Annotated in this window: 19 protein-coding genes and 3 tRNA genes; 12 read left to right on the top strand and 10 right to left on the bottom strand. The window is 40.9% G+C overall.

Going from position 1 to position 21,072, the window contains the following annotated elements:
• Nucleotides 1–44: 44 nt before the first annotated feature.
• Together A9957_RS06915 and A9957_RS06910 are read right to left on the bottom strand one after the other, a co-directional pair.
• Nucleotides 45–359 carry a DUF6951 family protein gene (locus tag A9957_RS06915; RefSeq protein ID WP_096711726.1) on the bottom strand — a complete coding sequence of 105 codons (315 nt, stop codon included), beginning with the start codon at nt 357–359 and terminating at the stop codon, nt 45–47.
• Nucleotides 360–826: 467 nt separating this feature from the next.
• A tRNA-Leu gene (locus A9957_RS06910) sits at nt 827–912 on the bottom strand.
• 334 nt (nt 913–1,246) lie between these two features.
• On the opposite strand from A9957_RS06910, the gene A9957_RS06905 reads away from it, so the two are divergent.
• The 6 genes from A9957_RS06905 to A9957_RS06880 all read left to right on the top strand — a co-directional run bounded on the left by A9957_RS06905 (nt 1,247) and on the right by A9957_RS06880 (nt 6,124).
• Nucleotides 1,247–1,690 carry an ester cyclase gene (locus A9957_RS06905; protein WP_292343643.1) on the top strand — a complete coding sequence of 148 codons (444 nt, stop codon included), beginning with the start codon at nt 1,247–1,249 and terminating at the stop codon, nt 1,688–1,690.
• Nucleotides 1,691–1,796: 106 nt separating this feature from the next.
• Complete coding sequence (locus A9957_RS06900) at nt 1,797–3,470, top strand: site-2 protease family protein (protein WP_096711728.1); 1,674 nt, start codon at nt 1,797–1,799, stop codon at nt 3,468–3,470.
• A gap of 18 nt (nt 3,471–3,488) precedes the next feature.
• Entirely contained in the window at nt 3,489–4,493 is a 1,005-nt protein-coding gene (locus A9957_RS06895; RefSeq protein WP_096711729.1) for a TrkA family potassium uptake protein, read from the top strand.
• 13 nt (nt 4,494–4,506) lie between these two features.
• Nucleotides 4,507–5,190 carry a TrkA family potassium uptake protein gene (locus A9957_RS06890; protein ID WP_105459996.1) on the top strand — a complete coding sequence of 228 codons (684 nt, stop codon included), beginning with the start codon at nt 4,507–4,509 and terminating at the stop codon, nt 5,188–5,190.
• Between the two features lie 6 nt (nt 5,191–5,196).
• Entirely contained in the window at nt 5,197–5,970 is a 774-nt protein-coding gene (locus tag A9957_RS06885; RefSeq protein ID WP_105459995.1) for a sulfite exporter TauE/SafE family protein, read from the top strand.
• Nucleotides 5,971–6,026: 56 nt separating this feature from the next.
• A tRNA-Arg gene (locus tag A9957_RS06880) sits at nt 6,027–6,124 on the top strand.
• Nucleotides 6,125–6,157: 33 nt separating this feature from the next.
• Here the strand turns inward: A9957_RS06880 and pheT are convergent.
• Nucleotides 6,158–7,774 (bottom strand): phenylalanine--tRNA ligase subunit beta, encoded by a 1,617-nt coding sequence (gene pheT, locus A9957_RS06875; protein WP_128754214.1) that lies wholly within the window; start codon nt 7,772–7,774, stop codon nt 6,158–6,160.
• A gap of 186 nt (nt 7,775–7,960) precedes the next feature.
• Between pheT and A9957_RS06870 the strand changes: the two genes are divergently transcribed.
• From A9957_RS06870 to rnhB, 3 genes are read left to right on the top strand one after another with little or no spacing between them, the layout of a single operon-like run.
• A complete protein-coding gene (locus A9957_RS06870; protein WP_292343641.1) occupies nt 7,961–10,114 on the top strand; it encodes a type II/IV secretion system ATPase subunit in 2,154 nt (717 codons plus the stop codon).
• Nucleotides 10,115–10,128: 14 nt separating this feature from the next.
• Entirely contained in the window at nt 10,129–12,333 is a 2,205-nt protein-coding gene (locus A9957_RS06865; RefSeq protein ID WP_292343638.1) for a type II secretion system F family protein, read from the top strand.
• Nucleotides 12,334–12,347: 14 nt separating this feature from the next.
• Nucleotides 12,348–12,995 (top strand): ribonuclease HII, encoded by a 648-nt coding sequence (gene rnhB, locus A9957_RS06860; RefSeq protein ID WP_128754216.1) that lies wholly within the window; start codon nt 12,348–12,350, stop codon nt 12,993–12,995.
• On the opposite strand, the gene purQ is transcribed toward rnhB, so the two are convergent.
• From purQ to A9957_RS06835, 5 genes are all read right to left on the bottom strand, one after another.
• Nucleotides 12,996–13,688 carry a phosphoribosylformylglycinamidine synthase I gene (purQ, locus tag A9957_RS06855; RefSeq protein ID WP_096711736.1) on the bottom strand — a complete coding sequence of 231 codons (693 nt, stop codon included), beginning with the start codon at nt 13,686–13,688 and terminating at the stop codon, nt 12,996–12,998.
• Nucleotides 13,685–13,936 (bottom strand): phosphoribosylformylglycinamidine synthase subunit PurS, encoded by a 252-nt coding sequence (gene purS, locus A9957_RS06850; protein ID WP_072359950.1) that lies wholly within the window; start codon nt 13,934–13,936, stop codon nt 13,685–13,687. Before purS ends, purQ begins: the two co-directional genes overlap by 4 nt.
• 68 nt (nt 13,937–14,004) lie before the next feature.
• Complete coding sequence (locus tag A9957_RS06845) at nt 14,005–14,592, bottom strand: CDP-alcohol phosphatidyltransferase family protein (RefSeq protein WP_181079125.1); 588 nt, start codon at nt 14,590–14,592, stop codon at nt 14,005–14,007.
• A gap of 115 nt (nt 14,593–14,707) precedes the next feature.
• The gene (locus tag A9957_RS06840; protein WP_367121906.1) at nt 14,708–15,040 is read right to left on the bottom strand and encodes a tetratricopeptide repeat protein; all 333 of its coding nucleotides are present in this window, start codon (nt 15,038–15,040) and stop codon (nt 14,708–14,710) included.
• Nucleotides 15,041–15,061: 21 nt separating this feature from the next.
• Nucleotides 15,062–15,334, bottom strand: coding sequence for a tetratricopeptide repeat protein (locus A9957_RS06835; protein WP_096711738.1), 273 nt, complete (start codon nt 15,332–15,334; stop codon nt 15,062–15,064).
• A gap of 413 nt (nt 15,335–15,747) precedes the next feature.
• Between A9957_RS06835 and gpgS the strand changes: the two genes are divergently transcribed.
• Both gpgS and A9957_RS06825 read left to right on the top strand, forming a co-directional pair.
• Entirely contained in the window at nt 15,748–16,971 is a 1,224-nt protein-coding gene (gpgS, locus tag A9957_RS06830) for a glucosyl-3-phosphoglycerate synthase (RefSeq protein WP_105459988.1), read from the top strand.
• Nucleotides 16,972–17,070: 99 nt separating this feature from the next.
• Nucleotides 17,071–17,250: a hypothetical protein gene (locus A9957_RS06825; RefSeq protein ID WP_292343622.1), complete on the top strand. Its 180-nt coding sequence runs from the start codon at nt 17,071–17,073 to the stop codon at nt 17,248–17,250.
• A 364-nt stretch (nt 17,251–17,614) separates the two neighbouring features.
• Here the strand turns inward: A9957_RS06825 and A9957_RS06820 are convergent, their stop codons facing one another.
• Nucleotides 17,615–20,272, bottom strand: coding sequence for an HAD-IC family P-type ATPase (locus A9957_RS06820; RefSeq protein ID WP_292343621.1), 2,658 nt, complete (start codon nt 20,270–20,272; stop codon nt 17,615–17,617).
• A 169-nt stretch (nt 20,273–20,441) separates the two neighbouring features.
• Between A9957_RS06820 and A9957_RS06815 the strand changes: the two genes are divergently transcribed.
• On the top strand, nt 20,442–20,936 hold the full coding sequence (locus A9957_RS06815; protein ID WP_096711742.1) for an inorganic diphosphatase: 495 nt from the start codon (nt 20,442–20,444) through the stop codon (nt 20,934–20,936).
• Between the two features lie 52 nt (nt 20,937–20,988).
• On the opposite strand, the gene A9957_RS06810 is transcribed toward A9957_RS06815, so the two are convergent.
• Nucleotides 20,989–21,071: transfer RNA gene (locus tag A9957_RS06810), tRNA-Ser, on the bottom strand.
• Between the last annotated feature and the right edge of the window lies 1 nt (nt 21,072).

The raw sequence follows: 21,072 nt of genomic DNA, 5'->3' as shown, positions 1-21,072 counted from the left end.
GAGATCTTGATATAATATCAGATATCTATTTACAATACGATAATTTATTGGAAATCGATGCTGACTCTTCCGGATTTCTTTGCCAGGGATTCAGACAGAATTCCCATTTCCATCCTGCACACATGTAATATTCCACAGGGCACAAGACAATTGGATGAGCAGTTCAATTCCTGGGCCTTTGATATCACATAATTGTCCTTGATATCAAGTGTCTGATCAATGGGTACTTCCATATGCGACATCTTTTTTATTTTAGCACAATCCGTTTCGATGTCAATAATTATGTTTTTTCCTTCCTTTTTCCCAACAACTTTATGTTCAAATCCACATATGCTTGAATTAATGGTAATTTCAGCCATTCTTTATCTCCGTTGTGTGACAACTAATATATCGAATATCGCTAGTTAATTGGTTGTTATTTCTTGTATATATATGTATTTCAACGAATTTTGAAATACCAGCATATAAATAGATTTTTTGCGTGTACTTTAATTGATTCATCCTATTTTAAAGAAATTTTTATCTAAACCCTGTAGAGGTACAGACGATCTTGAAAGCTCTTTGGTTGATCGATTCAGTGTGGATAAAGGGGCTACATAAGTATCAAAGTCATGGAGAATTAATCATGACAGAAGAACTGAAATTTTGAAAATGTAAATATGAAATACTCACATAGTGTTATTTAAAATTAAAAACAACAACCTACAAAAATAAATGCAACAAAATACATTTACATTTCTGCCCTAAATGATTCTTGAAAACTGAGAAAATATAGCCGGTTAAAGAGGTAGTTGTTAAATGAAGTTAAAACATGTAAAATATGGATTGGTGCGAGAGGGGGGATTCGAACCCACGAACTCCTACGAGAATGGATCTTGAGTCCATCGCCGTTGGCCGCTTGGCTACTCTCGCACACTTTTTATTGCAGATTTGGTTTGACATTTTCCTGCAACCAGAATATGCAACCTCTAAATAACATGATTTTTTATAAATCTATCGCAGGAGACCTGTAATTGAGACAGCACCGACAACTTGCTAGCCATTCCAATAAGTGCCCTAAAAAGTACATTTTTTATTGCAAGCAGGGACACCTCAATACATCATACAAAATCTATTTTTGCAATAAGTTCCAGGTTCCATATACAGAGGTGGTTTCATGAAACATCCAATATTTCTTTTCCTTGTCATAAGTCTGCAATTTTCGGGAAATAAACTTTTTAAATAGAAACCCTGTCTATTATTAACGATGGGAAAAAATGAGACTAACGATGAGCAAATCTGTGGCTCTCTTGATAAAAACAAAGAAATCGTGCTGAAAGTCGCCAGAGATGGCTGGAATCCTGTTATAATAGATAAGCACTGTACAGATGATTATCTGATGCATTATGGCGGAGAAAAGCTGGACCGAGAAAATCTCAAGGAATTCATGGGTGCCATACACCATGCCCTTCCAGACCTCCATTTTGAAATAGAAGATATAATAGCTGAAAATGACAAGGTTGTTACACGCTGGAAGGCAGAAGGGACCCATAAAAAAACATTTCAGGGTGTGTTTCCTACAAACCGTAAAGTTAGTTTTACAGGCATAACCATAAGCAGGGTAAAGGATGAAAAGATTGCCGAGGACTGGGAAGAAGTAGACCAGCTCAATTTCACCCAGCAGTTTGGTGTTTATCCCGACGATATATGATTTATTCTATAGCAGGCTACACTATCCTTTGCCCATTTGATTTTAATATAAAAAGATATTAATTCAACCACCTAATCATCACTGGCATAACCATCGGAGAATTCAATTGGACACTACTAACCTCATATTGGCGATATTTTTAGTATACTGGGCTGCAGTTGCCTATCTTAACAAAAAGGGAGTACTGGAAAAGTACAACATATCCGCATACGGCCCCATACTCATGATCAGAACTGTCAGGGGGCTGGCTCTTCTGGATAAACTTGCAAAACCCCGCCGTTACTGGAGAGTATTTGCAAATACCGGCATTGTGCTAATGTTCATAGGCATGTTTGCCATGCTTTTTATTGTCATTCTTTCAGATATCGCGCTTATTTCTTCCCTTACAGAGAATGCAATGCCTCAACCCGGGAAATTCAACGAGGCCCGCAATGTATTCCTGATTCCGGGAGTCAACGAATTTATTCCGCTTACCTGGGGCATCATTGCCCTGGTAATAACACTGGTGGTTCATGAATTTGCCCATGCCATTCTTGCCAGGGTAGAAGATATCAGGGTAAAATCCATGGGAATACTTTTTGCCCTGGTGCCTATTGGAGGATTTGCTGAACCCGATGAGGAGCAACTTTTCGGGGAAGGGAAAGACGAATTTGGAAGTCCTGCAATAAATGAGAAAAAGGCCACCAGAAACCAGCGTGCACGCATCCTGGCCGCCGGAGTGATGTCCAATTTTGCAGTGGCTCTGATTGCTTTTGTTCTCTTTTTCGGACCAGTACTGGGGGCTGTAGCTCCTATGAGCGACACAATGGTAGTGGATGTTAAAGAAGACTCTGTAGCTGATATTGCAGGTATTGAAAAAGGAATGGTAATTACCGGCATCGATGACAGGGAAGTACGTTATGCCAACGATGTTGTAGCCTATTTGAACAAAACAGAAACCGGTTCCACGGTCACCTTGAAGGCAGCCAAAGACCGAGAGATAAGAGAGTATGAACTGAAAGTAACCGACAGGCAGGATACCGGAGATTTTGGGATATATATCAATGATATTGTAGATGGTTCACCTGCAGAAAGAAGTAATCTTGAAAAAGGGATGTTTTTACTTTCCATCAATAATGTTACCACCCAAACCCCTGAAGAGTTTGTCAATTTCATGAATACCACAACTGCCGGCCAGGAAGTGGAAATTGAGGTGAAGACACCCGAGGGAGAAAATGAAATATACACCCTTACACTGGGGCAACACCCGGATGGCAATTCCGAAAAAGGGTTTTTGGGAGTTTATTATGGCACAGATGGAGTAAAAAATATACCGCTAGGACTTTCCATCGGCGAGTACCCCGCCCACGAATATCTGGATATGCTCAAAGGCCTGCCTTCTATGCTTACAGGTGTAGCTGGCTGGGTAATTCTATTAGGTCTGCCCATAATAGGATTTGCAGGAGAAGGTTTCCCCGGCTTTAGTGGCACTTTTGCTCAGTTCTATGAACCTGTTGGATGGGGTGAGCCTCTCGGTGTAGGAATTTTCTGGATTGCCAACAGCCTTCTCTGGATTGGATGGCTGAACTTCTATGTAGGTTTATTCAACTGTCTTCCGGCTGTCCCGCTGGACGGAGGACATGTATTCAGGGATTACCTCCAGTCATTCCTCAAAAGGTTTACAGGGGATGAAATCAAGTCAACCACCCTTGCAGGGACCATAGCAGGCACATTTACAATCCTAATCATATTATCCTTTGTCCTGATGATATTCGGACCCTATATAGTTCATGGTTTCTAAAAACAAGGATGGATGAAAATGAAATTACCGGCCATATGGAGGCGATCACTGTACCATTACCTGGGAATTTTCCTGGGAGTGGTAATCATAGATACGATCATCTTCCTCCTGCTGGTAAATTATGAAGGGCAAACGCAGTTTTCTAATCCTGTAGATGCTCTATATTGGGTAATTACAACTACCACTACTGTAGGTTACGGAGACATTGTATTAACAAGTCCAATTGGCAAATTTTTTACCATCTTCGTAGAATTGAGTGGTGTAGTCATGGTATTTGGTATTTTGATTACTTTTGTCATAACACCGTGGTTTGAAAAAGCCCTGAACATGCCCCTTCCAACAAAAGCGCCGGACTCCTTTTCTTCCCATATAATCATTTGTGGCTACAACCGGTTAATGGAAACGCTTATAGATGAACTTGAGGAGCAGAAAGTCAATTTCATAATCATTGAAGACAATGAAGAGATACTTCGAAGCCTTATTGAAAAAAAGCTACCATGCATATACGGTAAAGCCACAGATGATGAAACACTGGAAAATGCCAGGGTTGGCAATGCTCGCTTTTTGATAGCAAATCGCTCTGATGAAGAAAACGCCAGTATTGTCCTTGCCGCTTCCAGTCTTGCAGATGTTCACATAATAGCAGTAGCCGAAGATTCAGCAAATATCAAATACCTCAAATATGCAGGTGCAAATCGTGTAGTTTCCCCAAAGCTTGTACTTGGCAGGTTCCTGGGAAAAAAAGCACTGGACCCTTATGTAATGGGTCTTGGTGGTGCAACTACATTCCTGGATAAATACAGCATTGTAGAACTTCCCGTATACCCTGCAAGCCAGCTTGTTGGCAAATCATTCAACGAAGCTAATATCCACAAGAAAACAGGAGCGAATATAATAGGAGTAAGGAAAGAAGGTAAATTGTTCCTGAAAGTTGAGGATGAAGAAATAATTAAAGAAAATACTGTACTGCTTGCAACCGGTACAATGGAACATTTGAGTGAATTAAAAGATCTTACAAAATGATAGGTGATCTGGAATGCAAATGGGCCATATAATCGTTCTTGGATACGGGGATGTAGGTAAAAGAATTGTAGAAGTACTTGACGAGAACGACATCCCTTTTGTCATTGTTGATTCAAAAGAAGGGCTTTTCCCAAGACCTGATTTTGAATATATAGTGGGTAATGGTACGGAAGAAGAGGTACTCAAAAATGCAGGTATTGAGAATGCCTCTACAGTGATAATTTGTCTGAATCAAGATACAGATATTATTTTTGCCACTCTTATCTCCAGAGGGTTGAATCCGGAGTCCACAATATATTCCAGAGCAAATTCAGTAGAATCCATTGACAAAATTTACAAAGCAGGAGCGGATTACGTTGCTTCCCTTTCTATAGTTGCCGGCCAGATGCTGGCAAAAATAACTTCTGTTTGTTATGGGACCGGAGGATACTGTCCGATAGAAGACATAATGCTTTATGAAGGAATTGAAATTGAGCGTCATGTCGTGGGTAAGAATATGGAGAATAAGACAATCGGCGAACTTGACCTCTATAATACTCTAGGATGCCGTGTAATCGGCTATATGCAAGGAGATAAGAAAAAGATAGAAGAACTGGATGATGTAGTACTTGAAAAGGGAGATGTCATATCTGTTGTAGGCACACGTGAGGATATTGCCCGCTTCAAAGAAAGATACAAAGATGTAAAGGACAAGTAAGATATAATGGCTGTAGATCCCTTTCTTCTTACAATCCTAATCCTGGGACTTTCCTCCATTTTTGCATTATTGGGAATTGGGGGGGCAGTAATATATGTACCCCTTTTTTACTGGATGGGCATTGACCTGAGAATAGCAATCCCGCTTGCCCTTCTACTCAATGTGACCACAGCCGGTTCAGCTTCATTTACATATCTGAAAAAGAAAATGATAGATTTTCATACTGCAATTCCTTTCCTTATCTTTTCCGTAATCGGAGCACCGATTGGAACACATATTGGCATGAGAGTTTCTGAGGAGACAATTCTCTTTATTTTCAGTGTTGTAATCGTTCTTGTCGGATTAAGCATGCTCATTAATGGCAAAAAACAAGCACATATAGCAGAACCAGCAACCCACAGGAGACTGTTTTTGGGATCACTTGTGGGTATTGGGGTAGGAATATCTGCGGGAATGCTGGGTATCGGAGGGGGAACTTTCGTGGTGCCCCTGCTCCTTGGTCTTGGATACGGAATAAGGGAGGCACCTGCCACTTCATCGCTAATTGTAATGATCTCTTCACTGTCCGGCCTTCTCTCCCACCTTAACAATATAGAAATTTCTGTTACTACCATGATACTATTTGCGACTGCCTCACTGATTGGAAGCCAGTTTGGCTCCCGGATTATGTATACCTCAAAATGGAATCTTGAAACCCTTTCCAGAAAATATTTCAAAAAAATATTCGGATTGATGCTTATAGTAGTTGCTGTATTGTTGCAATATCGTATCAGTTTCTAAATACCGCTATAGAAAAGTTTAATAGAGGTAATCACTATGATAAGGCTGCTTCCTGCGGGCCCGTGGGGTAGCCAGGATATCCTGATGGGCTTCGATGTTACCTAGAAAGGTGCGAAGATACCCATTGACTCGTGTTCGAATCGCGGCGGGCCCGTTCTTTTTTAGATCGTAATTGAACCTCAGTTACTCATTCCAGGTTTATTTCAAAACCTACAACAGGTTGTCCAAGCCCGAAATTGAGTATGACTTGCGGATGAATTTCTCCCATCACACCTACTTTAATACCATTTACCAGGATATCTGCTCTCCTGCCTTCAATAAATGCAGGGTCTTCTGATGGCTTGACTGAATAAGGGATATTTCGCTCCATCATCATTGAATCAACAATTTCTCTTATTTCCTCGAAATTTGCCAGTGCATGGATAGACATAGCTGCCAGATGCAGTTTATTTGCACAATTTACGATTGCCTCACCGACCTCAAATATGCGCTGAGGTAGTTCATGATGCTGGTTCAGGGAAAGAATTTCCAGCTGGTTGGGCAGGAGGGTCGTGCGTATCATTGTCTGGTCTTCACTGATGGGATGCATTACAAATGTTACATCTTCTGTATGTGGCCTTCTCATATTATCAAAATGCACCTTCTCACTGGTAAGAGTGAATGGCATCACTTCAGAATATCCCAGCCCGACCATAATTTCCCTGATATCATCCTGCATCAGGGAAAGGGGATGTGCTTTCCCGATTGTGGAAGTAGATGGAAATATTGCTTCAATATTGTCAAAACCTACCGAAATTGCAATGTCTTCAATTATGTCATAATTATGGAGGATATCTGCCCTGTAGGGAGGAATTTCTATCTCCACTGCATTGGTGCCTGCAGGTGATGCTGCATAACGCATTCTTCTCAAATGACCTGCTACTTCCTCTGATGTGAAGTCCATACCAACAAGGGATTTTACTTCATCCATTGAAATAATACGTTTTTCCGGTGAGAGATCAGGAGTGATCTTTGATTCCCCATCGGGATTATTAATCTTAACTGATTCAATCCGGCCTCCACGATCGGCTAGTGCAGCCACAACAATGTTGAGGGCTGTATAAACTTCGCCACTCAGGCCTGTTACATCTATGAAAATATCGGTGGTATTTTTGTTCACCATGGTTAGTGTTCCGTTAATTATAGGTGGGAAGGAAAGCACCTGATCATCAGCATCAAGTATAAGGGGATATTTGGAATAGCCTTTAAGGAGATGGGCAAAACGTGTGCCCTTTGGGTGCTTTTCAAGAATGTCGGCCAGGTTCATGGGTTCGGTGAAATCGAGAGGAACAAAATCCACTGATGGGTCGCCACCAATATACTTGAAAGGTGGTTTGACCCCGGAGAGATCATGAACCCCGATTGACACTTTCTTACGGTCTCTGCCCAATCCCCAATGCAGGGATTCCTGCAGATCCATCAGGGATTTTATTGAGGATTCGGTGAATTTGACTCCGCGGACAATAGCACAAGCAAGCACAGGACGGATACTCTTTATATCGTTGTCCAGAAATATTTCAACATCTGAATCGTTAATATTATATTTTACAGGCCCTGTTTCAATATCCATAAAACCCCGCATTGCTCTGGAAACACCTTCAACACTATATAGATCGGGACGGTCGGGGAAGAATTCGATATCAATGGATTTGTCTTCAAGACGTTCGATATCTGCTCCGATCATGGGAACCCTATCTATTATGCTATCCCGGTCAGTACCTGTAAGTTTCTCAAGGTCTTCATAATCCAGTGTTATAATGGGCATGGGGATCTTCCGTAAAGTTGGTTTGTATGCTTGGAAAATGGGTATCTAAGATTTAATGTTTTTCATGGATAGAAGGAGAATATTATCCATAACTATAATAATGATTATAATATTATTACTGATATATATGTACGCTGCATATAGGCTCATAATACCCATAAATAATAATTGATTTCCGGTGACAAAATGAGTGATGAAGATTCCGTAAAAAGGGGTATGGATTATTCAGGCAAGGGAGATAATTCAAAGAACAATAAAAGCTCATCCACTGGCAAGCGAGAAGGACCGGGAGTAATAGAACCAAAACTTTTCAAACCCGGCTCCTTCCGTAAAAAAGAAAAAACTTCTCAAAAAGATACCTTGTTTGTTAAAGAAAAAAAGGATGAAATTATTTTCTCACCTTCCAAAGGTGAAAAAATCATAAGTAGAGAAAATCCATCTGCAAACGAAAATAATGAAGAGCAAAGAATACTATCAGGTGGAGAATCAAATACTTCCGATTCTAAAGAGGATTTGCCAAATATATTCACTCCACATCCAGAAAACGAAACTGCTGACAAAAATATTGATGAGGTACAGAAAAAAACAAATGAAGCCCTTGACACAGAAGACCTAAATGACAACGATATGATGAAAACGTCTTTATCTCAAACTCCTACTGCCACTGATAATACGGAAAATTTACAAGAGGATGAACCAAAAGGAGAAAATAAAGAATCAGGCGAAGAGACTGATTCACAAACTAAAATAAAGACAAGTTTTAAAAATATTAATTTCATCCAGAAAATACGTAATCTCCTCGAAAGAGAAATCGAACCAATAGAACAGTATGACCCTGCTATCCATGGCCCCATTACATATTTTGAAGGGATAGCAAATTATGAAGAAATTGAGAGATATTGGCTTGATGAGCCATTTTGTTTTGTAGTCATTCTTTATAATGAACTCCTCAATGATTATCTGTACCAGATAGTAGAGCCAAAATTGGATGAATTTGAAGAAGTCTTCCTGACAGAGATAAAAGATCGTCTGCGTGATGTTTTACTCGTGGAAAATATTGACAGGCAGGCGGACAAAGAAAAGATACTGGAAGAGAAGATACTGATCATCCTTACGGATTATGCTATTAAATTTACCCCCCTTATGCTGGGAAAAATCATTTATTATATAAAAAGAGATTTTGTCCGACTGGGAAAAATAGATCCACTGATGTATGACGAAGGGATAGAAGATATATCAGGTAACGGACACGACAAGCCTATTTTTCTCTACCACAAGAAATACAGCAATATTTCCACCAATATCTACTTCGAGGAAGATGAACTCAATTCCTTTATAGTCCAGCTTGCTCAAAAAAGTGGTAAACATATATCTGTAGCCGAACCAATGATAGATGCCACAATGCCTGATGGGTCCCGTATCCAGATGACTCTGGGTACAAGTGTAACCACTCACGGCAGTACCTTCACCATTCGTAAATTCAGTGAAACTCCTATTACACCAATTGACCTTCTTGAGTGGGGCACCTTCTCTTCGGCAGGAATGGCATATCTGTGGTTGTGTATTGAAAATAATAAGAGCCTTATATATGCAGGAGGTACGGCTTCAGGTAAGACTTCGTCATTGAATGCAGTCTCCCTCTTCATTCCTGAAAAGGCAAAAATCATTTCTCTTGAAGATACAAGAGAGCTTAAATTACCGCATATTAATTGGATACCGGGAGTAACCAGGGATTCATTTACAGCAGATGACAGGGGAGCTGTTGATATGTACGACCTGCTGAAGGCGGCTTTGAGACAGAGACCCGAGTACCTGCTGGTAGGTGAGGTCAGGGGCAAAGAAGCACTGACTTTATTTCAGGCAATGTCTACAGGCCATACCACATTTTCCACCATGCATGCTGATTCGGTGTCATCGGCAATTCACAGGCTGGAAAATCCTCCTATAAGTGTACCCAGGAATATGATCCAGGCTCTTGACATAATGAGTATTCAGGCACAGACATTTTCAGCAGGTAAACGTGTCAGGAGAAACCTGAAGCTTGTGGAGATCACCGACATAGATCCAAATACCCGCAATATTCGAACCAATGACATATTTACGTGGGATTCATCTGCTGATTCCTTCAGGCATACCGGTAAATCCAAAGCATTGAACGATATAAAACTACAAAGGGGCTGGAAAGAAGAAGATATAAAGCGAGAACTGCAAACCCGGCAAAATATACTTGAATATATGCTGGACAATGGTATCCGGGATTTCAAAGAGATTGCTACCATCATTAAAGAGTACCAGGCAACACCTGAAAGGACCCTTACCAGATTTGGAATGGATCAATAAATGGTGGGATAAACTTGGATGGATCAAAAGATGGAGAAGATGACGCCACAGTTGAGCCCAATGTAATCGGGGAATCTACGAATCCTGTCAATAAGACATCCCGCCTGCCTCAAACCAATAAAATATCGCACAAACAAAAAATAATAAATTCTTCCAGGCATCTGAAGACACGTTTCAAATTAAATGGAACAAGCAATTCAGAAAAAGATTATGGTCAAATTCTTTTTGAACTTGCCAGAAAAATTCCTTTTGCCCTTCTGGGAGAGAGGGTAAAGGAAAAAGGTGACAGGTATTCAAGTCTCCAGCTCCAGCTAAAACAGGCACGAATTCCTGTGTCTTATGAAATGTATGTATCAGCAGGGATATTTTATTCTGTTGTTGCCGGGGTTTTCGGGGCTTTGCTGGGACTTTTATGCGCATACCTCATAGTCACAGTCATAGGATTACCCGATCAGCTAACCGGCATCCAGATCAATTCATCGTTTGTATGGTTGCTGGCTTACAGGGATATTATAGTAGGTTTTTTTATTGTTATTTTCCTGGCACTTGTGTTGGGAGGTATAACTTATGTCCTTTTCATGTTTTATCCTGCATTCCAGGCTGGCGAGAGGAAAAATAATATCGATCAACAACTCCCCTATGCAGTAACTTTTATGTATGCATTAACAAGGGGCGGGATGAATATCCTGGATGTATTCAAAGCCCTTGCAAAAGCGGAAGATACCTATGGGGAAGTGGCTGTCGAAGTCGATACCATTGTAAAGGATATGGAATATTTCGGCAACGACATCAGAACAGCACTGACAAATATATCCAGTACTACCCCTTCAGACAGGTTTCAGGATTTGATATACAATCTTGTTACAATTATAGATAGTGGAGGAGATATTGCAAAATATTTCCAGGATAAATCAGACCAGTACTTGCAGAAAAGTATGGTGGACCAGAAAGGTTTCCTGGAAACACTGGCATTGCTTTCTGAATCATATGTAACCGCATTTGTGGCCGGCCCACTGTTTATCATAATAATGGGAATCATGATGATAATTATGGGTTCCGGCTCAAAATCAATGGTATATGCAATCATATATGCTGTCCTACCCATCGGTTCCCTAATGTTTGTTGTTATGATCAGCATAATAACACCTGGCGAGCTCGGGGAACCAAAGTTACTCAAGACCAATGATACATATGATCATGGAATTCCCGAAGTACCTCTACACCTCCAGCCTGTTTATGACGAAAAGGGGGATGTTATAGATGAAAAAGAGGAAAAAGTACAAAAACGCGGATATTTTGAAAGTTTCATTAAATCAAAAAAAGGCCTTCAGTATAAGAAATATATAAAGAATCCTTTAAAGCCAATGCTGGAAAAGCCCGAATATACACTGGTTATAACGGGTCCGATTGGTGTATGCATAATAATAATTCCTCTCCTGCTCAATATGAATGATGGAGGATTACCCTCCGGGATAATTGATTTTATTGATGATTATCTTGTATTTGGATTTTTTGCAGCAGTTGTTCCCCTGACAATATTCTATGAGAAGAAAAACCGGCGCAAGAAGAAACTGGAACAAAATATTCCTGACCTGTTGAAAAAACTGGCCAGTACTAACGAGACCGGGATGACCTTACAGGATTCAATAAAGCTTATGTCAAGAAAGGAAACTGATACTCTCAGTAAGGAAATAAAAAAGGTATGGAGGGATATTTCCTGGGGAGTAAACATAAATGACAGTCTTATCAGGTTTGCAAACCGACTGAGGACCCAGGTTGTGGCAAGGTCATTTACCCTTATTACCAAGGCCAATGAGTCCAGTGGAGATATAGGTCAGGTTTTACTCGTAGCATCCCGTGATGCATCATCTGAACAGGATATGAAACGGGAACGTTCAATGAGCATGATGATTTATATAGTAATTATCTACATTGCTTTTTTTGTTTTTGTAGGTGTGATCTATGTAATATCCACTACCTTCCTGACAGAAATGGCATCTGCAGGTGCGAAAATGGCTTCTTCGGGAACACAGGCAAGTTTCCTTTCGAGTTTTAACCTGGATGAGTATACGAGATTGTTCAAACATGCCTGTCTGATACAGGGACTGAGTTCCGGCCTGATGGCAGGTGCAATGGGTGAAGGGAAAGTCCTCGCCGGATTGAAACATTCAATAGTGATGATGACAATTGCATATGTTATCTTTACTTTATTTATATGAAGATGAGGACAACTATGAAAATTGCAGGAATTGACGAAGCTGGCAAAGGACCGGTAATCGGACCAATGTGTGTTGCCGGTGTTATTATGGATGAATCAAACATAAACGCCCTGAAGAATCTGGGTGTGGCAGACTCAAAAAAACTGTCTCCTAAAAAAAGGGAAAATCTCGCCCGCCAAATACGTAAATATGCAGAAGGGATATTTATTCAGGAAATCGAAGCCTGCCAAATAGATGAGTTACGCAACATAATGAGCATGAATGATATCATGATAAGAGGGTTTTCTAGTGTCCTCGAAAACCTGAAACCCGATCTGGCATATGTAGATGCTGCAGATGTAAACGCAGAAAGGTTTGGCAAGAAACTTCTTGCTGCATATGAAAATAAACATGAAGGAGAAAAAAAACTGGAAATTGTTTCCGAGCATCGTGCCGATGACATATACCCAATAGTATCTGCAGCCTCCATTATTGCAAAAGTCAGAAGAGACGAGCTTATAGGAAATATCAAAGAATCTATCAATGAAGATTTTGGAAGCGGTTATCCATCAGATCCCAAAACCAAAAAATTCCTTCAGGAATGGATGGATAAAAATGGGAATTTACCCGATTTTGTCAGGCATTCCTGGAAAACCGCTGCAAAACTAAAAGCAAGCAGATGATTATTTCCAGCCGGCTTCAACCATCGACTTAAACATCAAAAGACCATCATCAGAACCTATAATTGTCTCCGATGCTCGTTCGGGATGTGGCATCATACCCAGTATATTACCCATTCTATTTGTGATGCCTGCAATGTTATTACGTGAACCGTTTGGGTTGACAGCTTCGGTTGGATTGCCTTTTTCATCTACATATCTGAATACAACCTGTTTATTATCTTCCAGCTGCTGCAGGGATATGTCATCGTGGTAGTATTTGCCATCCTTATGGGCAATCGGGATGCGGATTACCTGACCCTTTTCATACATTGAAGTAAAATGTGTATTCGTATTTTCTACCTTCAGGTATGACCATTCACATTTGAACTTGGGATAACTGTTTGTTGTAAGGGCTCCATCCAGCAGCCCTGACTCAGTAAGTATCTGGAAACCGTTGCATATTCCCATAACTGGCTTGCCATTGTCAGCCAGTTTTCTCACAGATTCCATGATAGGTGTTCTTGAAGCAATAGCACCTGATCTCAAATAGTCACCATATGAGAAACCACCCGGGATTACAACAGCTTCATAGCCATCGAGTTTCTCTTCTTTATACCAGACAAGTTCGGCATCAATTCCAAGTACATTCTGCAAGACATGCAGGACATCATTATCACAATTACTCCCACCGAACTGTATGATGGCAACGGTCATTCTATTTCCCTCAGGTCAATCGAGTAATCGTGAATTATAGGGTTTGCAATCAGTTTCTGGCACATTTGGTCAACAAGTCCGCGTGCATTTTCTTCTGATTCTGCATTAAGTTCAATCACATACCTTTTGGTGCTTTTAACACTCTCTGTATTATAACCCAGGTGTCCCAGAGCACGCTTGATAGTAGTTCCTTCAGGGTCCAGCATACCGGCCTTTAGATTGATGGTGACTTCTGCCTCATATAGCATATTAATCCTCAGCTGTGATTGTAAAGAAATCCAACCCTAGACATAAATGATGTGTTATATAATCTCTTCTATAGACGCTGTTTTGCCTCCATAACCCGCTGTATAAAAGTAATATGGGTCAGGATTGCAATAAGTGCAAGTGCTTGCAGGAGGAAACCTGAAAGTGCGCCGAGTATCAGAATTATAATTCTTTCAGATCTTTCTGCCACCCCTATATCAAGTTTGGATGCACCTGCTGCTTCGGCACGGGCGCGTGTGTAACTGACAAGATATGAGCCGATCATTGCAAAGATACACCAAATCCATCCTTCTATAAAAAATCCGGTACCTTGAATTGTGTTGTTTACAAAACCATAAATCAAACCTGCGAAAACAATAGCATCTGCATAACGATCACATACCGAATCAAGTACCCCTCCAAAAGCCGATGTTGTACCACTGGCACGTGCAACGGCCCCGTCTAAAACATCAAGTACCCCTCCAAGAATTAAAAAAAGGGCACCATATAAAAGATAGCCTTTTGCGAATTCGAAAGCTGCCAGAAAACTTACAAAAAGCCCAAGATATGTGATTACGTCGGGGGAGAAGGGGATTCTGGATGCAAATGGCAATACATAATGACGTATGGAGTTTTTTAAATTACCAAGTATTTCCATCCCTCTTCATAAATTGGTAGTATCCAAGTATTTCCATCCCTCTCCATAAATTGATAGTATAATCGTAGAGATATTGGGATTCCACATATATAAAATTAAACACAAATAATGGTACTTAGTAATTGGATGTTTGTTTTTTTTGCTGATTAAGCAGGGATATAGCCTTTTTCAGGTAATTTTTTGCTTCTTCACATTCAGGATCAAGATTTAATACATGAGAAAAACATCGTGTTGCTTCATCATATGCCCCTTTTAAGAAATATGATACACCCCTACAGTTCCACAAAATAGTCCTCTTTTCAGCAGAATCAGTTTCCCTGATATTAATATGTCCATAACAAATAAGGGCTTCATCATATTTCTTCATAGTACACAACATCATTCCCTTATTCAGCCATGCATTATCATAATCTGGATCAATCTCGGTAGACCTGTCAAAGCATTCAATCGCTTTTTCTGGCTATTTCAACTAGGAATAAACTATGCCTTTATTGTACCAAATATCGGGATTATTCCCATTAAGTTCAAGAGCATTATCAAAACAACGAATAGCTTCCTGATATTCTGTCAGATCGCTGTGGGCGATGCCTTTGTTCGTCCATACAAGGGCAATCGCTTCATCATCCCAGATCAAAGAATCTTTTTCCACTTCGAGAACGCGTGAGTAGCAACGAATCTTGTCTTCAGGATATTCGGCATGAAAACCAAGCTGAAACCATTTTTCTGCCGCCATTCCTTCCATTTATAGTATGCTCCTGAGCACGCCAGATATTAAGTATAAGTAAAAGTATAAGGTTATTCGAAGTATAAAATACTTATTATCCATTACATATAATCATCCAAAAAGGTCATCACGAAAGTTCAACCTTATAGAATTTACAACCATAATCATTGTTGAACCATATATCCACTGCAGTCTATTATCATACTTTTCTGAGATACTGACGTGATAGAACTGGCAAATTTATATCCTGCGCCTTTCTTATAGGAAATTGTGGGGAAATAGAAAACTATAAATTTTTTGGCTCCATTATATAGAGCAAACATGGAATTATGAATAGACATTCAATCACTGATTCGACTTTAAGGGGGAGAGAATCAGGATAAAAAATATATTCATAGTACAAAACATCATCCATAAATGGGGGGAATTAAATGGATTTTCATCAGGAGGATATTACTACAATACATGATTTTTGCATTGATGTCAATAAACTTGAAGAAAAAATTAAACAACTTGAACAAAAACGACCTGCTTGCCTGATCATACCGATATTATACGAGGAAGTCGAAAAACTTCCTCTCCAGCAAATCGTGGAGGCACTAAATAAATGCGACTGTATTAAACAGATAATTATTCCAATGGCAGCTGATAATCCTGAACAATACCGAAAAGCTGCACAATTTTTCAGCCAGTTAAAAACCGACCATATGCTCATATGGTGTAATGGCAAAAGGGTCCAAAAAATCATTGATGATATGAAAGAGATTGATCTTGACCTTACAGGGTTCAGGGGAAAGGGCATGGATGCCTGGCTGGGCCTGGGTGTTGCCAGCCTGAATTCTTATGCAATTGCCCTGCATGATGCGGATATTGTCAATTACACATCTGCCATTCCTTTAAAGCTTCTTTATCCTATAGTCAGTCGTGATCTGAATTTCTTTTTCAACAAAGGTTATTATGCAAGGATAAACCAGGACAAAAAAACTATGCATGGACGTGTTTATCGTCTTTTTGTCCAGCCCCTTATGAATACCCTGCACAAAGAACGTTGGTGTGATTCAGATATCCTGGACTATTTCAGATCTTTCCGCTACACCCTCTCCGGCGAATTTGCAATGACAAGCGATCTTGCACTCAATATAAGAATCCCGGCAGACTGGGGACTTGAAGTCGGATTACTTGCAGAAGTCTACAACAATGCCACTTTCAAGAGAGTATGCCAGACAGATCTTGGGTTTTACGATCACAAACACAAAGAACTTGGTCATGACCGCACTGAAGGCCTCTGCAAGATGACCGGCGATATTTTCTCAACGCTTCTACGTATAATCACGGAATCATCAACCACCCCCATATCCCATTCACTCTTGCATAGTATACAGGTGAAATATAAGAGAAGGGGGCAGGACATTATAAGAAAATATTATACTGATGCCCTTTTCAATGGCCTCAACTTTAACCGTCATGAAGAGGAAACCTATGTGGATATGTTCTCAAAGGTCATCATGAAATCCGGGGAAGAATATATTGATAAACCCCATAATATGCTGTTGCCAGACTGGACAAGGGTTCTCTCCGCAATACCTGACCTAAGGGAACAAATCTGTTATGCAGCACGCGAGGATGCCAGGGAATTTTATGGTAACGTTTTTTGAGAATTAGATGAAAGATTGAAAAGGTTTAAATAACAAATACAGCGCAATATCATTGCCATAATATCCCAGAAAGTAGCAGACATACCACCTTTTTACGTTATGGAGGTACTGGAGAGGGGCCAGCAGCTCGAAGCAGAGGGGAAAAGTATTATTCATCTGGAGATTGGAGAACCGGATTTTTCCACTGCTCCCCATATATGTGAAGCTGCCCATATGCCCTCGATGCCTGCAATACAACCTACACACATAGTCAGGGGATACCCGAACTCAGAGAGGTAATCACTGACGACTACAACACACGTTTCAACCTAGACCCTTCAGGTAGTTATCACTTCTGGTACAAGCCCTGCCCTTATGTTGAGTTTCATGGCGCTTGTTGATGAAGGGGTAAAGGTAGCGATGTCCAATCTATGCATGTTATCCCAATTTCGTCAAAGCCATTGGAGGCAAGGCAGTCCTTGTTTCTACAATGGAAATAAGTTTACCGGGAATTCACTTGAATTCAGCAGGCAGATTCTGGAAAAAACCGGAGTTACCACATCGGGTATCGACTTTGGGTCCGGTGGAGAAGGCCATGTGATATTCTCGTATGCCAACAGTTTAGGAAATATCGAAAAAGGAATGGAAATACTTGATGCTTTCCTTAACGGGCAATCTTGCTTTTCTGGCGCTTACGCAGCATCTTTTCAGTTTCGATCACAAAGAACACAGAACTGGCGATTATTACTATAATTACCCAGTCAACCAACCTTAAAGGTGCTGTGTCAAGGATACCATTAATCAATGGGTTATAGGTTATCAGCAACTGTAGCAGGACAACCACAATCACCCCGGCCAACATTGCCATGTTAGAAAATAGCCGGCCAAATGTATTTTCATAAATGGATTTTGAACTGAAAAGATAGAAGATCTCAAAGAATACAATGGTATTCAACGCAATGGTCTGTGCTGTAGCTACCGGGGTTTTCTGGTTGTTAATCTCAAAGAAGAACAAAAGGAATGTTGCTGTTACCATCAGCAGGGCAACTAAAACAATTCTTTGCTTGATAACCGGCAGTAAAAGTGGCTCTTCGGGAGGGCGTGGATGTCTTCTCAATAACAAGGATTCCTTCGGTTCAAAAACGATGGGTACCCCCAAACCGATTGCTGTTACAGTATTAATCCACAATATATGTAGAGGCAATAGAGGAGGATTGGTAATTCCCAGCAGCACTGCAGCCATTACAGCAAGCCCCTCGGCAGCATTGGTGGGCAGCATCCATAAAATAACCTTCTGGATTTTGTCGTAAACATCCCTGCCTTCCTCCACAGCATTTACAATGGAAGCAAAATTGTCATCCGCAAGCACCATGTCCGAGGCTTCCTTGGCAACCTCTGTACCGGATTTGCCCATTGCAACTCCTATATCTGCCCTTTTGAGGGCTGGTGCATCATTTATCCCGTCTCCCGTGACGGCCACAACCTCTCCCTGCTCCTGCAGCAACCTGACAATACGAGATTTATTTTCCGGGGAAGTACGCGCAAAGACAGAAACATATTCTAATTTTTCATGCAGGTGCTCATCCGACATGCTATCAAGTTCTGAACCTGTAAGTACACCTTCTGTGGTTATACCGAGTTGATTTGCGATACTGTGACCTGTGAGTCCATGATCCCCCGTTATCATGATTACACGGATACCGGCTGTTTTGCATTTTTTGATAGCATCCCTGACCTCTTCCCGGGGGGGATCACGCATTCCCTGCAACCCCAGAAAAATAAGATCGTCAATATCCTCTTCCTTTACTTCTTCCCTGTCAGATCCCACTTCCCGGTATGCCATGGCAATAACACGCAGGCCTTCAGATGCCATGTTTGAAGCAACTTCAAGTATTTCAGTCGGATCAAAAACCTCCTCATCTCCGTATTTAGAGGAGCACATCCTGATTATTGTTTCCGGTGAGCCCTTTACAAAAATTATATTGGATTTTTCATCCTTTTCATGCAGAGTTGCCATAAATCGTTTTTCGGATTCAAAGGGCAGTGAATCAATACGAGGTAAATGGAAAGATGATGCTTTCAAAGCGGATACCAGTAGTGCCCCTTCTGTGGGATCACCAACCACACCTCCTTCTTCACGCAGATACGCATCGTTACACAGGAAACCTGCCTTGAGGGTCTCCATCAAGGAACCATAATCATGAGGGGAAACTTGCACTCCTTCACTGGCAAAGGTCCCTTTGGGCAAATAACCTTCACCTGTAACATCAAACCACCCTTCTGAGGTATATATTGTTGTTACTGTCATTTGATTCATAGTCAGGGTGCCTGTCTTATCGGAGCATATGACAGTAGCGGATCCCAGTGTTTCCACTGAAGGCAGGTTTCTCATTATGGCATTCTTTGAGGCCATGGATTTTACCCCTATGGCCAGTGATATGGTGATAAGAGCTGGCAAACCTTCAGGAATGGCCGCCACTGCAAGACTAACTGAGGCCAGGAAAATTTCCAGATATTCAAAGCCCTGCAGACGTCCAATAATAAATGTCAGGACCGAAACAAAAAGGATGACAACAAACAGTAATTTGCTCAGGTGATTGATAGTGCGTATCAGTGGAGTAGAAATACTTTCCGATTCCTTGATGAGTTCTGAGATCTTGCCTATCTCGGTACGAGGGCCGGTTGCCACCACCACACCATATCCAACACCCTGTGTTACAAGAGTGGCTGAAAAAGCCATGTTTTTCTGGTCTGCAAGTGGTACGTCCTCACCGGAAATGGCTGTAGTATTCTTTTCAACCGCCATGGATTCGCCGGTAAGAGCTGATTCATCGATACGCAGGTTCTTGGTCTGGAAAAGCCTTACATCGGCAGGCACCCTTGCACCGGCATCAAAGAGCACCACATCCCCTACCACCAGTTCCCGACTGGGGATGACTTTGCGCTGTCCATTGCGAAGTACAGTAGCTTCGGGACGCATCATCCGGGCAAGGGATTCCAGAGCGTTTTCAGCCTTTTTTTCCTGCACAAAACCAATTATTGCATTAGCCAGGACCACTCCGGCAATCACAGCAGTATCTGCATATTCTTTTAAGAAGAAAGTGACTATTGCAGCAGCGATTAACACATAGATCAATGGGCTTGCAAATTGTCTGGCAAAAAGATACAGTTGACCATGTTTCTTTTTTGCCTCAACTTCATTGTATCCATAGGTAGATAAGCGGAAAGATGCTTCATCTTCACTTAAGCCTTCCTTATTGCTTTCAAGGAGAGAAAAGGTCTCCTTTAAACTAGCACGATACCACTTAACCTCCCCATTCATAAAAAAGAATGGATTTATGGATTTAAAGTTTTTGTGATTGAATTAACGTCCCCAGAAATCCCCATCTGGATATCGGGTGTAACATCTTCATCAATGTTTGTATAAGTAACTGAAATATGCACCATGATGAAATATAATAGGAGCAAATATAATCAAACAGGGTGTGAAGATGGTTAAAAGACAAATTGAAAGTGTACTTATAGAAATTCCAAAAGGAAGCCGAAATAAATATGAGTATGACAAGGAAAAGGAAATGATAAAGTTTGATAGGATGCTTTTCTCTTCGATGGTCTATCCCTGTGATTATGGTTTCTTTCCCGACACACTCGCCCTTGATGGGGATCCTTTAGATGCACTGGTATTAACATGGGAACCTACATTCCCCGGTTGTTTGATAGATGTGCACCCTGTTGCACTATTTGATATGATGGACGAGAAAGGCAGAGATGAAAAGATACTATGTGTTCCGGAAAGTGATCCCTTGTGGATACACATAGAAACAATAGATCAAGTCCCACCTCATCTTTTAAAGGAAATTACCCATTTCTTTGAGACGTATAAAAATTTAGAAAATAAAGATGTGGAGATAATCGGCTGGAAAAGTCTGGGAAATGCAATCAATGTAATTAAAGAATCTAAAAACAGACACATAAACCAAAGGTAACTTTCTGCAGGTAATCCCTATTAACCCTTAAACTTAGTTAAAAATAGAAAGACGCTGAGGGGGAGATTCGAACTCCCGAGGGGTCAAGCCCCACAAGCTTTCCAGGCTTGCGCCGTACCGCTAGACTACCTCAGCA

The sequence above is a fragment of the Methanohalophilus sp. DAL1 genome (genome assembly GCF_001683555.1).
In the GTDB taxonomy this organism is placed as follows: domain Archaea; phylum Halobacteriota; class Methanosarcinia; order Methanosarcinales; family Methanosarcinaceae; genus Methanohalophilus; species Methanohalophilus euhalobius.
This window is presented reverse-complemented; position numbering and strand designations above follow the sequence as displayed.

What these genes read in the sequence shown, in the direction of transcription:
- A9957_RS06915 (WP_096711726.1), bottom strand. Translation starts at nt 359, where the DNA reads ATGGCTGAAATTACCATTAATTCAAGCATATGTGGATTTGAACATAAA.
- A9957_RS06905 (WP_292343643.1), top strand. Translation starts at nt 1,247, where the DNA reads ATGGGAAAAAATGAGACTAACGATGAGCAAATCTGTGGCTCTCTTGAT.
- A9957_RS06895 (WP_096711729.1), top strand. Translation starts at nt 3,489, where the DNA reads ATGAAATTACCGGCCATATGGAGGCGATCACTGTACCATTACCTGGGA.
- A9957_RS06890 (WP_105459996.1), top strand. Translation starts at nt 4,507, where the DNA reads ATGCAAATGGGCCATATAATCGTTCTTGGATACGGGGATGTAGGTAAA.
- A9957_RS06885 (WP_105459995.1), top strand. Translation starts at nt 5,197, where the DNA reads ATGGCTGTAGATCCCTTTCTTCTTACAATCCTAATCCTGGGACTTTCC.
- pheT (WP_128754214.1), bottom strand. Translation starts at nt 7,774, where the DNA reads ATGCCCATTATAACACTGGATTATGAAGACCTTGAGAAACTTACAGGT.
- A9957_RS06870 (WP_292343641.1), top strand. Translation starts at nt 7,961, where the DNA reads ATGAGTGATGAAGATTCCGTAAAAAGGGGTATGGATTATTCAGGCAAG.
- rnhB (WP_128754216.1), top strand. Translation starts at nt 12,348, where the DNA reads ATGAAAATTGCAGGAATTGACGAAGCTGGCAAAGGACCGGTAATCGGA.
- purQ (WP_096711736.1), bottom strand. Translation starts at nt 13,688, where the DNA reads ATGACCGTTGCCATCATACAGTTCGGTGGGAGTAATTGTGATAATGAT.
- purS (WP_072359950.1), bottom strand. Translation starts at nt 13,936, where the DNA reads ATGCTATATGAGGCAGAAGTCACCATCAATCTAAAGGCCGGTATGCTG.
- A9957_RS06845 (WP_181079125.1), bottom strand. Translation starts at nt 14,592, where the DNA reads ATGGAAATACTTGGTAATTTAAAAAACTCCATACGTCATTATGTATTG.
- A9957_RS06835 (WP_096711738.1), bottom strand. Translation starts at nt 15,334, where the DNA reads ATGGAAGGAATGGCGGCAGAAAAATGGTTTCAGCTTGGTTTTCATGCC.
- gpgS (WP_105459988.1), top strand. Translation starts at nt 15,748, where the DNA reads ATGGATTTTCATCAGGAGGATATTACTACAATACATGATTTTTGCATT.
- A9957_RS06825 (WP_292343622.1), top strand. Translation starts at nt 17,071, where the DNA reads ATGGAGGTACTGGAGAGGGGCCAGCAGCTCGAAGCAGAGGGGAAAAGT.
- A9957_RS06820 (WP_292343621.1), bottom strand. Translation starts at nt 20,272, where the DNA reads ATGAATGGGGAGGTTAAGTGGTATCGTGCTAGTTTAAAGGAGACCTTT.
- A9957_RS06815 (WP_096711742.1), top strand. Translation starts at nt 20,442, where the DNA reads ATGGTTAAAAGACAAATTGAAAGTGTACTTATAGAAATTCCAAAAGGA.